Annotated in this window: 12 protein-coding genes; 4 read left to right on the forward strand and 8 right to left on the reverse strand. The window is 69.5% G+C overall.

Going from position 1 to position 12,336, the window contains the following annotated elements; genetic code table 11:
* Positions 1 to 73: 73 nt before the first annotated feature.
* From PV796_RS06540 to PV796_RS06560, 5 genes are read right to left on the reverse strand one after another with little or no spacing between them, the layout of a single operon-like run.
* Positions 74 to 1,441: a cytochrome P450 gene (locus PV796_RS06540; protein ID WP_274911963.1), complete on the reverse strand. Its 1,368-nt coding sequence runs from the start codon at positions 1,439 to 1,441 to the stop codon at positions 74 to 76.
* A gap of 10 nt (positions 1,442 to 1,451) precedes the next feature.
* Positions 1,452 to 2,042, reverse strand: a complete 591-nt coding sequence (locus PV796_RS06545; protein ID WP_274911964.1) for a GTP-binding protein — start codon at positions 2,040 to 2,042, stop codon at positions 1,452 to 1,454.
* The gene (locus PV796_RS06550; RefSeq protein WP_274911965.1) at positions 2,017 to 2,397 is read right to left on the reverse strand and encodes a DUF742 domain-containing protein; all 381 of its coding nucleotides are present in this window, start codon (positions 2,395 to 2,397) and stop codon (positions 2,017 to 2,019) included. Before PV796_RS06550 ends, PV796_RS06545 begins: the two co-directional genes overlap by 26 nt.
* Entirely contained in the window at positions 2,394 to 2,807 is a 414-nt protein-coding gene (locus PV796_RS06555) for a roadblock/LC7 domain-containing protein (protein ID WP_274911966.1), read from the reverse strand. Before PV796_RS06555 ends, PV796_RS06550 begins: the two co-directional genes overlap by 4 nt.
* Positions 2,804 to 4,012 (reverse strand): ATP-binding protein, encoded by a 1,209-nt coding sequence (locus PV796_RS06560; protein ID WP_274911967.1) that lies wholly within the window; start codon positions 4,010 to 4,012, stop codon positions 2,804 to 2,806. Before PV796_RS06560 ends, PV796_RS06555 begins: the two co-directional genes overlap by 4 nt.
* 537 nt (positions 4,013 to 4,549) lie before the next feature.
* Here PV796_RS06560 and PV796_RS06565 point away from each other — a divergent pair.
* Entirely contained in the window at positions 4,550 to 5,314 is a 765-nt protein-coding gene (locus PV796_RS06565; RefSeq protein WP_274918887.1) for an IS5 family transposase, read from the forward strand.
* Between the two features lie 306 nt (positions 5,315 to 5,620).
* Here PV796_RS06565 and PV796_RS06570 read toward each other — a convergent pair whose 3' ends face one another.
* Positions 5,621 to 6,634, reverse strand: coding sequence for an alpha/beta hydrolase (locus PV796_RS06570; RefSeq protein ID WP_274911968.1), 1,014 nt, complete (start codon positions 6,632 to 6,634; stop codon positions 5,621 to 5,623).
* A gap of 297 nt (positions 6,635 to 6,931) precedes the next feature.
* On the opposite strand from PV796_RS06570, the gene PV796_RS06575 reads away from it, so the two are divergent.
* Both PV796_RS06575 and PV796_RS06580 read left to right on the forward strand, forming a co-directional pair.
* The gene (locus tag PV796_RS06575) at positions 6,932 to 8,866 is read left to right on the forward strand and encodes an ATP-binding protein (RefSeq protein WP_274911969.1); all 1,935 of its coding nucleotides are present in this window, start codon (positions 6,932 to 6,934) and stop codon (positions 8,864 to 8,866) included.
* A 99-nt stretch (positions 8,867 to 8,965) separates the two neighbouring features.
* On the forward strand, positions 8,966 to 9,175 hold the full coding sequence (locus PV796_RS06580) for a hypothetical protein (protein WP_274911970.1): 210 nt from the start codon (positions 8,966 to 8,968) through the stop codon (positions 9,173 to 9,175).
* A gap of 106 nt (positions 9,176 to 9,281) precedes the next feature.
* Here PV796_RS06580 and PV796_RS06585 read toward each other — a convergent pair whose 3' ends face one another.
* Together PV796_RS06585 and PV796_RS06590 are read right to left on the reverse strand one after the other, a co-directional pair.
* On the reverse strand, positions 9,282 to 9,944 hold the full coding sequence (locus PV796_RS06585) for a DedA family protein (protein WP_274911971.1): 663 nt from the start codon (positions 9,942 to 9,944) through the stop codon (positions 9,282 to 9,284).
* Between the two features lie 301 nt (positions 9,945 to 10,245).
* Positions 10,246 to 10,713 carry a DUF4442 domain-containing protein gene (locus tag PV796_RS06590; protein WP_274911972.1) on the reverse strand — a complete coding sequence of 156 codons (468 nt, stop codon included), beginning with the start codon at positions 10,711 to 10,713 and terminating at the stop codon, positions 10,246 to 10,248.
* 276 nt (positions 10,714 to 10,989) lie between these two features.
* On the opposite strand from PV796_RS06590, the gene PV796_RS06595 reads away from it, so the two are divergent.
* Positions 10,990 to 12,321, forward strand: coding sequence for an MFS transporter (locus PV796_RS06595; RefSeq protein ID WP_274911973.1), 1,332 nt, complete (start codon positions 10,990 to 10,992; stop codon positions 12,319 to 12,321).
* The last annotated feature ends 15 nt before the right edge of the window (positions 12,322 to 12,336 follow it).

Below are 12,336 nucleotides of genomic sequence, written 5' to 3' on the forward strand. Positions count from 1 at the left end.
GACGCAACACCCCTATCTACCCCCGCCATTGAACATTCATACGATGCACTCATGATCGACTTCGTTGTGAACGTCACACCTTCCACCACGACAGAAACCCGCTCCACCAGCTACTCTTCCGAGATTTCCCGGAAGTCTGGTCCTGCTTGCCAATGGCACCGGCCCCCGCCGGAGCCGGCATCGGCCCGGCCTGACGACGCTCGACCCGTACGGGTGTAAAGCGCGCCGGCAGCGCGTTCAGCGCCCGGTGAAAGGGGCCCGGCCGCCAGGTCAAACTCTCGTCAGGCACGCCGAGTTCGATATCGGGCAGCGTGTTGAGCAGCTTCTCGATGGCCAGCACCGAGATCAGCAGCGCCGGATCCTTCGCCGGACAGGCGTGCGGGCCGGCGCCCCAGGCCAGGTGCGCCCGCTTGCTCAGCGTCTGCCGACCGACCGAAAGCCCCGGGTCCGTGTTGGCAGAGGCGAAGCTGATGAGGACGGGGCTACCGGCGGGCAGCTTGCTGCCGGCCACCTCGACGTCATGAACGGGGTAGTGCGTGGCGTAGTTGGCGATCGGCGGGCTGTTCCACAGCACGTCGTGGACGGCGTCGTCGACCGGCAGGCCGGCCGAGTGCTGGCCGCCCGCGTACCGCTCGTCGCACAGCATCAGCCGCAACGCACTGGAGATGAGATTCTGCATCGGCTCCGCTCCGGCACCGATCAGCATCACCAACTGGTGGATCATCTCCTCGTCGGAGAGCTGCGAGGAGTGCTGCATCAGCCACGAGGTGACGTCGTCGGCCGGGTTGGCGCGCTTGAGGGCGACCAGTTCCAACAGCGACTCGGTCAGGGTCTCGTTGGCCTTCTCCGCGTCGATGCCGTCGAAGATGCCGGAGAAGCCGAACACCAGCCGGTCACCGATCTCGGGCGGGCAGCCGAAGAGGTCGTTGAAGACCAGCAGCGGCAGCCATCGGGCGTAGTCGGCAACCAGGTCGGCCTTGCCGTGCCCGCTGAACTGCTCGATCAAGTACTTGGCGACCCGGTCGACGTGCCGCCCCACGCGGTGCATGTCCAGCCGGGCGAGGCTGTCGGTCACCGCCTGCCGCAGCCTCAAGTGGTCGGCCCCGTCGGAGAACATGCTGTTCGGGCGGTACATCATCATCGGCAGCACGGGGCTGTCCAGGGGCACCCGGCCCTCGTTGAGCGCCCGCCAGCGGCGCGGGTCGCGGGCGAAGGCGTCCGGGTTCTGGAGGATCTGCAGCGCCGTCCCGTAGTCGGTGACGAGCTCCGCCTCGACGCCGGGGGCCAGTTCGACCTGGGCGGTCGGGCCGTGCTGCCGCAGCTTTTCGTAGACCGCGTGCGGAGCGGCGGCGAATTCCGGACCGTGCAGGGACGTTCCCTTGCCGTCGGCATGTGCCGGGCAACCCGGCGGCGGAGTCTCGAATTCCGAACGTGATTGCATGGATCAGCTCCTAGTTGAGACGGGACTGGAGATAGCGGACCAGCGTGATCAGACAATCCGCCGACGATTTCTGGTCACGCGCATCGCAATTGACCACCGGCGTCTCCGGGAGCAGATCGAGCGCCTCACGGATCTCGTCGAGCGCATGGTCCGGAGTGCCGTCGAAGCGGTTCACGGCGATGGCGTACGGTATGCCGTACTGCTCTACCAGGTCCATGACAGGGAAGGACTCCTGAAGGCGCTGCGGATCGACCAGGATCAGCGCTCCGAGCGCCCCGCGCGTCATGTCCTCCCACACCTGAACGAAGCGCTGCTGGCCGGGAGTTCCGAACAGATACAGGACCAGCCGCTCGCTCAGCGTCAAGCGGCCGAAGTCCATCGCGACCGTCGTGGTGGTCTTCTCCGGCACCGCGCGAAGATCGTCAATTCCCGCACTGGCCTGCGTCATGACCTCTTCGGTGCGCAGCGGCGGAATCTCCGACATGGTGCCGATGAACGTGGTCTTGCCCACCGCGAAGTGCCCGACAACCAGGATCTTCGCGGCGGTCTGCACGGAATTCCGCAGATACACGCCGTCAGCCGAAGCGAGCCTGGAGCCCATTCAGCACCTCCTCAAGGATTTGCCGTTCGACAAGCTGAGCGCTGGGGATGGGCGCGCGCACATAGAGATGGCCCTCCTCCGTGAGATCGAACACCAGAATTCTGACGACGCCCACCGGCAGACCGGTGTGCCCGGCTATCTCGGCGATCGACAGGAAACCCCCGGCGCACAGCTCCAATAGCCGCTGCTTCTCCGGGTCGAGCGGCGTGGTCCGGGGCGGTTCCTGAGCGATGGTGACCAGCGTCAGCAACGAGAAGGCATTGTCGTCGACGAGGTCCCGGCCGTTGGTGATGACGTACGGCCGTACTAATTCCGCTGCTTCGTGTACCAGTTCCGGCTCGTCATCGGTGCTCATGGTTGGATATCGGCCCTCTCCCGCGGCGGGCTGGTCAGCGCCTTGCCGAGCTGACCGACCAACTGCTGCATCCGGAAGGAGATTTCCGCCATGTCGACGTCGGGCGACGCCGAGACCGCAAGATAGGCACCCTCGCCGGCCGAGATGAGGAAGACCCAGCCGTGGTCGAACTCCACTAGCGTCTGCCGCCATTGCGGACGCGCGTTGGGCCCGTCAGTGTTGCAGAAGTTGGCGACCGTGCGGCTCAGCGACTGCATTCCGCTCATGGCGGCGGCCACGGTATCCGCGTGGTCCCGGCCGACCTCCTTCGAACGGGCCATCAACAGCCCGTCGGCGGAAACGAGAATGGCATGCTGCGCTTCAGGCAATTCCAGAGCACTGTCAAGCATCCACGACAGATCGTAGTTCACGGAACCTCATGCCCTTCACTGCTTGCTTGGGTGGAACGACGGCCCGATTGCGTACCGCGCTGGAATGCGCCCATCGCGGACGCCGTTCGGGCACTGTCGCGAGCCGGAGTGGGAGTGCTCTCGGACTCCGACGGCACGATCGATATCGCGCCGCGGCGACGACGCTTGGGCAGACCGCCGGCGGTCGTCTCGACGATGGCCGGGCGGCCGGCGTCCTCGTCGGGGAGGCCGGTCTCGGCCACCGCCCGGTGTCGCCCCGGGACCGCGGCGCCCTGCTGACCAGAGGGATTCTCGGGCGGCAACGGGATGGACGCGGCCACGGCGGGACCCTCCTCAGGTTCGTGCAGGGACGTGAGCAGCTCGTCGGGGAGCAGGACGACCGCGCGCACACCGCCGTACGGCGAGGTGGAGTCGACCGACACCGTGAAGCCGTAGCGCGCGGCGAGCACACCGATGACGGTGAATCCGAACTGCGGCGGATTACCGAGACTGGAAACGCTGGCCGAAGTGCCGCCGGAAAGGAGCTGACCGGCCCGCGCCTTTTCCTCTTCGTTCATGCCGACACCGGCATCGTCGACGATGATGCAGACGCCCTTGGGCACCGGGCGGATGTTGATCTCGATCGCCGTCTCCGGCGCCGAATAACTGGTGGCGTTGTCCAGCAGTTCGGCGAGGACCAGCGCAACCGGTTCCACGGCGCGGCTGACGATGGCGAAATTGCTCTGCGACCGGATCTCGACCCGGGTGAAATGACGAATACGGCCCTTGGCGCTGCGGACCACGTCGTAGAGTGAGGCATCGTTTCGCCTCCGGCCGAGCCAACCGTCGCAGAGCACGGCGATGGACTGGGCTCGACGCGCGAACTGCGAGTTCATGTGGTCGATGTCCAGCAGGTCCTGCAGGATCTTATGCTCGCCGTACGTCTCCTGGAGTTTGGAGATCGTCAACTGCTGTTCGCTCGCCAGACCTTGGAGGGTCCGCATGGCGGTCTTCAGGGTATTCTTGGTGGCTTCCTCGGCACGCTCCTTGGCCTCCTCCACGGCCTCCGCGTAGTGCTCCTCCAGCTGCGCGTAGTGCTGCTTCAGCTCAAGTTTTTCTTTCCTCAGCTCCGAAATCTTCTTCCGACCACGAATGATCGCGGTTGCGGCGACAGGTGTACCAGCGACCAAAGCCCACAGCGCTGGGTCCTGGAAGTATTGCGTCATAAGTCTCTCTTCGGACGACGAAGCCACCAGGTGCCGAATGTCCGGCTGCCGTACGGATGTTCATGCGCGGCCACCAGACAATAGACGATCGGCCGCGCACGGTCGCCTGCCAGAATGCCTCTGAGGGCCCGGCTAATGGCATAGCTCTCCCCGGGGTGGCGTTTCATCTCAGGCCAATGCGCGGAATTCCCATTTGCCATAGCAGGTGACTACCCGGTTGGCAAGTGCGATGATCTTAGCATCACGGCATAGGCCACGGTCCAACAGTGAACTGCAACCTTCTGCAACCTGACGGAGATTCAACAAGCCGTACTTTTGGGTCTATTGGCTCTTGACGTCCACCTCGTACGCAACCGTTCGGATCTCTTCCTGACGGTCCGTTAGCGCATAGGGACCAGAAAGTAACGGACACAATGAGCCTTTGCCAACCTGCTGGGCTTGATGGGGTGTTGGGGTGGGGCCCAGGTGCGTGACATGACGAAGCTCCTGGTAGACGAGTTCACGACCAAGATCGCTCGTCTGCTCCAGGAGCTTCGCGTGCTTGTCTACCCGTCCGCGCTCGACCTGTCCACTTCCCACCTGCGGTTTCTGACGGCTCAACTGGCTGCACACCGGGCCGGGCGGGGTACGCGCTGGCGCCGGCTGCCCGCTGGCCGACAGGCCCTGCTGGTGTTGGCGCACCTGCGCTGTGGGCACACGTATGCGCAGCTCGCAGCCGGGTTCAAGGTTGGTCTCAGCACCGTCTACCGATATGTCGCCGAAGCCGTGGAACTGCTGGCCGCCCTGGCGCCGGAGCTCGCGGCGGCGGTGAAGGCGGCACAGGGCAAGGCGTTCGTCATCTTGGACGGGACCCTGCTGCCGATCGACCGGATCGCCGCCGACCGACCCTTCTATTCGGGCAAGCATCGCAAGCACGGGATGAACGTGCAGGTCCTCACCGACCCGCACGGCCGACTGTTGTGGGCATCGCCCGCCCTGCCCGGCGCCGTCCACGACATCAAGGCCGCCCGCACTCACGGCATCATCAACGCCCTGTCTGATGCCGACCTGGCCTGCTGGGCGGACAAGGGATACCAGGGCGCCGGCGGGAGTGTCCGGGTGCCCTTCCGCGGCCGGCACAACAACCTCTCCGCAGGTCAGCAAGCTGTTAACGTCGCACATGCGCGCATTCGGGCTCTCGGAGAGCAGGCGATGGCCACGCTCAAAACGTGGCGCCTCCTGCGCAAACTCCGCTGCAGCACCACCCGCATCACCGGCGTCGTTCAAGCAGTGCTGACGCTTCACCTGAACTGCTCAAAGTGAGGTTGGCAAAGGCTCAATGCACCCGCGAATCCGCGGGCGGGATCGGAGGGTGTGGGCGTCGGGGGCGCGGGGTTCGGGGAGGCGGCCGGTCGCGCCGGTGCGACGCACCTGCGGTGCGGTGCGCCCGCGCGCTCTCGATGGCGCGCGGGCGTCGGCTACGGCAGCCTGGAGACGGATGGCGGGAGCCGGCATCCGGGAACGGCCAATGGAACACTCGCAGCCGCAGCGGCCCAACTGACCGCGATCCGCGGGGAGTCGGCGACGGCGTCAGCCGTCAGGGGGCGACCGGTATCGCCCCGTCGCCCGTCAGACCGAAGGCGCCGCCACCGGACCCTGCAACTGCTCGCTGATCCAGTGCAACGACTCGGGCATCCGCTGGATATAGGTGTGACCGCTGTGCACGCCGTCCGGTATCTCGAAGAGCGTGGAGTGGATCGGCCCGCGGGCCCCGTCGGTGAAGCCGCGGACGAAGCGCTTCACGTCGGGCACCGCGTCCTCCTTGCTGCCGAGTTCGAAGGCGAGGTAGACCTGCGGACCGCCGCGCGCGGCCAGTTGGCGCGCCAGGTGCCGCGGGTCGTTGGCCAGCTTCTCGGCCGGGTGCCCCTTCCACAGCGGCGAATCCGGCGCCGTGTCGGGGCCGTTGACGATCGCCGCCTTGAACCGCTGCGGCTCCTTGAGCACCGCCTTCAGCGCTGCGAACCCGCCCGACGAGGACCCCATGAAGGCCCAGCCGTCCCGCGACGCGTAGGTACGGAAGTTGGCCCGGGCGAAGTCCGGCACGTCCCGGGTCAGCCAGCTCCCCATCCTCGGCTGGCCGGGGATGTCACTGCCGTCGTAGTACGTCTTGCGCGGGTTGAGCACCGGCATCACCAGGATGAACGGCAGCGTCTTGCCCTGGTCCGCCCACTGCGCGAGCCGCTCCTCCAGCGCGAACGGCGCGTCCGCCCAGTAGTTGGACGGGAACCCCCAGGCCCCGGGCAGCGCGATCAGCACCGGGAAGCCGCTCCGGGCGTACTTGGGCTGGTTGTACTGCGGCGGCACCCAGGTCCAGATGTCGCCGGTGTAACCGGAGGCGCGGCCGTGCCACTTGGTGTGCGTCACCCGGGTCCCGTCGTCACCGGTCGTGCGGTAGGTGGTGAACACCGAGCGGGGACCCTGCGGGAACACCGTCCGCGGCTTGCCGTTGCGGGTGTCCGCGGTGCGCGCCCGCAGCTTCGGGACGTTCGACGCGTCGACGACGTCCTGGCTCGGCCCGCCGCATCCGGCCAGCAGCCCCAGGGCCACCACACTCACCGCAGCTCTGACGCGCAGGGACTTCATCGGGTCGTTCTCCTCAAGGCACTTGGGGCCGGCCGAGCACCGCGGCGGCACCGCGCATCCGGTCGAAAGGCACCACTGTAAGAGCGCCCGGTCCGCCACCGGACGCCGACCCCGTCCTTCGTGACCTGGGGTTTACCGTTCCGTGTCACCAGGAAGACGAACCCGCCCCGTCAAGCGCACCGCACGCGTTTCCCCCTAACGGTCAAGCCCATCCGCTGTTTGCCCGGTGGTCGGTTCTGGCATCGTGGGTCGCTCCTAGGGAAGTGCGCGGCGCTGTGCCGTGGTTGGGGATGACCGATGACCGCGTGGGCCGAACACGGGCCGCTGCCCGGCGTAGTGGGCCGGGCGGCCGAGCACGAGCAGTTGGCCGGGCTGCTCGACGGGGCCGCACCGATCACGCTCACCGGACCGGCCGGCGTCGGCAAGAGCCTGCTGGCCCGGGCCGTCCTCGAAGAGCGCACCGCCGACCGCCCGGACGCCGTCGTCCGGATCACCTGCTGGGAGGAGTTGGCGGCGGACCGCCTCCTCGGCGCCCTGCTCGACGCGGCCGGCCTCCCGCCCCGGTCCACCCCCGAAGAGCTCGCCGCCCACTGCCGCGCCCACCGGGTGATCGTCCTCCTCGACGACTGCGACCCGCTGTTGGACGCCTGCGCGGCCCTGGTCCGGCGGTTGCTACGAACCGCGCCGACGCTGCGCATCGTGGCGACGGCCCGCCGCCCCCTGGGGCTGCCCTCGGAACGCGTCATCGCGCTCACCCCGCTCCCGGTGACGCTGGGCGAGGGCAGCGCCGGACCGGCCGTCGAACTCCTGGCGTCCCACACCGGCCCGGCCGCCCCGGAGTTGCTGGTCGCGGTCTGCCGGGCCCTGGAGGGCTGCCCCCTCGCGATCGGGCTGGCCGCCCACCAGTTGGACCGCATGACGCTGCCCCAACTGGCCGCCCATCTCAAGGCGGAGGGCCCACTGCACTACTCGGGCCCCTCCCGCACCGTCCGCCACACCTCCCTCCACGCCGCGCACGCCGCCGGCTACGCCCTGTGCTCCCCTCTGGACCGCCGCGTCTGGGCCCGGCTCTCAGTGCTCCCCGGGGACTTCGACCCCTGGTTGGCGGGGTGCGTCGGCACCAGCAGTGACGTTCCTTCGGCCGCCGTCGACGGCGCCCTGGAGCGCCTGTGCACCGCCTCCGTCCTCGAACGCGTACGGGACGCCGCAACCGCCCACGACACCGGGGCCGCCCGGCCGCCCCGCTACCGACTGCCGTGCGGCGCCCGGGAGTTCGGCCGGGCCCGACTGCGCGAGGCGGGTGACGAGGCCGGGGCGCTGCGCCGGTTCCGCCAGGCGTGCGCGGCCCTCGCGGCGGAGGCCCAGATCACCTGGCAGGGCACCGGCCAGCACCTCGCGGTCCGCCTCGTCGAGGACGAACGGCACCACTTCGACGCGGCGCTGACCCGCCCCCCGTTGGACGCCGAAGACGCCCTCGGCGCCCTGGAGATCGCGGTCTCTCTGTGGTTCCGGTGGGCCGCCTGCGGCTACCGCCACGAGGGCCGCGCCCACCTGGACCGCCTCCTCCTGCTCGCCCCGGAGGACACCGCACTACGGGCCCGCGCCCTCTGGCTCGCCGGCTACCTCACCGCCCAGGAGAACGCCCCCACCGCCGCCGAAACCCTGCTCGCTCGGGCCTGGACGGCGGCCGTGCTGCACGCCGACGCCGACGGCCTGGCCCGGATCGCGCACGCCCACGGGGTGCTGGCGCTCTACCGCGAGGACACCGCCACCGCCGTGGCCTGCCTGGAGGAGGCCGCCCAACACGCCTCCCACGACCCGTGGTTCGGCCCCGGCCCCGCCCACAGTTGGGCCCTGCTCGCCATCGCGCTCGCCCCACTGGACGCCACCCGGGCCAGAGCCACGGCCCGCCGCGCCTGGGAAACCCGCCACGCCGACAGCGACTTCTGGCTCCACTCCACGATCCTCTACGCCCATGCGCTCATCGAACGCGCCCACGGCGACCCGGCCACCGCCCTCCGGGCCTGCCGCAAGGCCCTGGTAGCCAAGAAGTTGATCGGCGACCCACTGTTCATCGCGGGCGCCCGCACCATGCTCGCCGGCCTGCGCCACGGGCTCCGCACCGGCACCCCGCACCGCCCGCCCGGCACCACCGACCCCCGCTGGTGGCGCCGCGGCACCGCCGGCCCCCACCGCCAACCGTTCTTCTCCCGCCTGCGCACCGGCCCGTGAACACCCGCGGGGCACACGGGCTCGGGCCCCTCGCACCGTGCGTGACGCGACAACTCCGGTCGGGATGCGCGGCCACCGGGCCCGTCGCATCCTGGAGGAATGAAGCGCGCCCCCGTGATCGTGCATCCGCCGTCCACCGGCGGCCGCCGCGTCACACTGCACGGACAGGACCTGGGCCGCGCGCTGCGCCCCGGCGACGTGGCCGCGATCCTGCGCCGGGCCGGCTTCCCCACCACCCGCTTCGGCTGGGACGACACCGGCCTCATCGAGTGGCGCGCCGGCGGACCGGACACCTGGCTGATGCCGTGACGCCCTGACGACGCGACTGCGCGGCCGCACAACGCAACGGTCCGGACCTCCTGTTCACACAGGACGTCCGGACCGTTGCGTTCGCCGTCGGCCGCGGGCCGTGGACTCAGTCGACCGGGGACGCGGCCACCGGCGACTTCGTCGCCTCCGCCGCCTCGCGCTTCGCCGCGGCCTTCTTCGCCCGGTACTTCATCAGCAGGAACGACCCGATGCCGAAGAGCACCGCGGCGACCAGGCCCCACACCGAGAAACGCTTGAGCCAGGGCTCGGCGACGAGGCCGACGGTGTAGATCAGCGCGGTGGTACCACCGGCCCAGATGATGCCGCCGAGGACGTTGGCGATCAGGAACTTCCAGTACGGCATCCTCAGCACGCCCGCCAGCGGCCCGGCGAAGATCCGCAGCAGCGCGATGAAGCGGCCGAAGAAGACCGCCCACATGCCCCACCGGTCGAACTTCTCCTCGGCCATGGCGACATGGTCCGGCCCGAAGTGCTTGGGGAACTTCCGGCCGGCCCAGTCCAGCAGCGGCTGGCCGCCCTTGCGCCCGATCAAGTAACCGATGGAGTCACCGACGATCGCGCCGGCCGTGGCGCAGGCGCCCAGCACGTACGGGTTGATGTGGTCCTGGGTCGCAGCCAGGATCGACGCGCTGACGAGGACGATCTCGCCCGGGAGCGGAATGCCCAGGCTCTCCAGCCCGATCACCAACCCCACGAGGAGGTAGACGCTCACGGCGGGTACCGTCGCCAGCCACTCCTGGATGTGCAAGGCCGATTCCTCCGCTGATCTAGGGCCCCCGTGGGCCGGTGCCGGTGCCGTGGGCACCGATCGGTCGTTTCCCCGGACGCGCCGTACCAGCGCGTCCGGGGAAGCGTACTCGATCGGACCACCCGGATCACGATTGCGATCGCACGCGGGTGCATTCCGGACGCACGCGGTGAGAACGGGCCGATGCGGGCCGCAGGTACGTCACGAAACCGCAGGTCACCCGCGGAACGGGGGCCGCTCACCGCGCACTTGGCGGGGGCCGTTGCGCTTCACTCAGCGGAGTGGTGCGACCCGCTCACGCTCACTTGCCGGGGTCGTTGGGACGCAGCGTCCAGACGATCGTCATCTCGCCCGTGACCGCACCGTCCTTGTCGCGGGTGATCTCGACCCGCACCGGGAACTCCGGGCGCTCGCCGGCGTCCAGCTCGGCGATCACCTCGGCAATCGGGCGCCCCAGCCGAGCGGTGGCGGTGATCGCCCCCATGGCCAGCTTCTTGTAGCCGATCTCCGCGCCCACGGCCAACGGGACCGCACGGCCGAGCTGATCGCCGAAGGCCGTCATCACGATCGCGCCGCTCGCCGACTCGGCGAGCGTGAACATGGCGCCGGCGTGCGGCCCCTGGACGTGATTGTGGAAGTCGGGCTGGTCGGGCATGCGGACCACGGCACGCTCGGCGGTGGTCTCCGTGAACTCCAGGTTCAGGGTGCGGACCATCGGCACGGATGCCGCCATCATGTCGCCGATCGACGGCAGGGAGTCTGAGGACATGCCACCATGTTACCTAGCGGTAGCTTAGCTGGGAAGCCCCGCACCACCGCGCCCACCGGCCCCCTCCACACCCCCACCCTCCTGCCGAAAACCGCGTGTCCCCCCTCCCCAACTCCCCATATCCTCAACGTCCATGACGCAACGGGGGCCCGCCGACCACACCCACCGCCCACGCCAAACGCCACTCCACACCCAGCCCGTCCCACAGGTCCTCCCTCAACCACCCCTGAGGACAAGCCGCTCCCACCGGGTGCCGGCCCGAAAGGTCCGTCCCTGATGGCGGCGGCCCGACCCTCGTGGGCAGGACGCAACTTCGTCCTGCTGAGCGCCGCCACCGTGATCGCCGGCCTCGGCAACAGCGGCGCGATGATCGCCACCTCGTTCGCGGTCCTCGACGCGGGCGGCTCCGCGGCCGACGTCGGGCTGGTCGCCGCCGCCCGCACGGTCCCGCTCATCCTGTTCCTGCTGATCGGGGGTGCGGTCGCCGACCGGCTCCCCCGACACCACGTGATGGTCGCGGCGAACTGCGTCAACTTCGTCTCCCAGGGCGCGTTCGCGCTGGTCATCCTCTCGGGGACGGCACGCCTGTGGGAGATGGTGCTGCTGGCCGCACTCGGCGGCACCGGGCAGGCGTTCTTCGCGCCGGCCTCCGAGGGCATGGTGCTCGCCAGCGTCTCCGGTGCACAGGCCGGCCGCGCCTTCGCGGTGTTCCGGATCGGCGTGAACGGCGCGACCATCGGCGGTTCCGCGCTCGGCGGCGCCCTGGTCGCCACCGTCGGCCCGGGGTGGGTACTGGCGGTGGACTCCGCCGCCTTCGCCGTCGCCGGGGCGTTGCGCGCGTTCCTCGACGTCAGCGGCGTCCCGAAGCGGGCCGCGAGCGGCGGAATCCTCGACGACCTGCGGGACGGCTGGCGGGAGGTCGTCTCCCGGCCGTGGCTCTGGGCGATCGTGGTGCAGTTCTCCGTCGTCAACGCCATGATGATCACGGTTCAGTCCGTCTACGGGCCGCTGGTCGCCAAGGAACGCCTGGGCGGCGCCGGCCCCTGGGGCCTGGCACTGGCCGCGTTCGGCGCGGGCACCGCCGCCGGCGCCCTCCTGATGACGCGCCTCACACCGCGCCGCATCCTCCTGACCGGCACGCTCGGCGTCTTCCCGGTCGCCCTACCAGCCGCCGCGCTCGCCATCCCGGTGCCGGCCGGCTGGCTCCCCCCGATCATGTTCTGCACCGGGATCTCGATCGAGGTCTTCGCGGTGACCTGGATGGTGGCCCTCCATCAGGAGATCCCCGAGGAGAAGTTCTCCCGCGTCTCCTCGTACGACTGGCTCGGCTCCCTGGCGATGGTCCCCGTCGCCACCTCCCTGGCCGGCCCGACCCAGGACCTGATCGGCCGCCCCGCCGCCCTGTGGTCCTGCGCCGCCCTGATCGTCCTCCTCACGGCCGCCGTCCTCTTCATCCCCGACGTCCGCCATCTCACCCGCCGCCCGACCACCACCCCCGAAGCCCCCGCCCCTCCCAACTCCCCACCCCGGCCCGAAAACCCCCAACACCGCACGAGCAACGCCCCCGCACAAGACCCGGGAACGCACCAACACAACGCGGGGAACTAATCACTCTCCGTAATC

The sequence above is a fragment of the Streptomyces sp. WZ-12 genome, from assembly GCF_028898845.1.
Lineage (GTDB): Bacteria > Actinomycetota > Actinomycetes > Streptomycetales > Streptomycetaceae > Streptomyces.